The sequence below is a fragment of the Vibrio sp. 1249-1 genome (assembly GCF_033340495.1).
This window is the reverse complement of record NZ_JAWOWJ010000932.1, coordinates 1-567: the sequence shown is the minus strand read 5'-3', so window position 1 is coordinate 567 and position 567 is coordinate 1. Positions and strand designations below refer to the sequence as shown.

Annotated in this window: 1 protein-coding gene; it reads left to right on the top strand. The window is 47.6% G+C overall.

Annotated elements, in window-relative coordinates; all coding sequences use genetic code 11:
• Window positions 1–2: 2 nt before the first annotated feature.
• The coding region (locus tag R7Z50_RS29770) for a LapD/MoxY N-terminal periplasmic domain-containing protein (protein ID WP_318150051.1) at window positions 3–567 on the top strand (565 nt) is incomplete at its 3' end.

Genomic DNA, 567 nt, shown 5'->3' with positions numbered 1-567 from the left:
CCGTGGGTTTGGCGTTAGCACCTTACCTAAAAGATAAAGACAAGGTTGCCGTTGAATCGGTAATCAATGCATTATTTGACGGCAGTACCTACTCAGTGGTGCGTCTCACCGCGTTAGATTCTGATTACCAGATCGTACGCTCTTACCCAGTAAAACCAAGCACCGTTCCGCAATGGTTTATCGACATGAATCTGTTCAAAGCGATTCACGATAAACGCGTGGTCACCAGTGGTTGGATGCAACTGGCCGAAGTCGAAATCATCAGCCACCCAGGCGCGGCGTATGAACAACTATGGCAAGGTTTTATCCGTTTGCTATCTGCGTTTAGCGTCATCTTCCTAGCCGGATTGATTGCGATTTCTTACATTCTGCGTCGTTCTCTAAAACCACTGGCTGCTATCGTGAAGAAAATGCACGACATCGCAAACAACCAGTTTGGTGAGCCACTCACTCGCCCTAAAACCAAAGACCTGATCGCGGTCGTGGATGGCATCAATATGATGTCGGCACAGATTGAGTTGTCATTTAAAGAACAGGCCAAAGAAGCACAACGTCTACGTGCTCAAG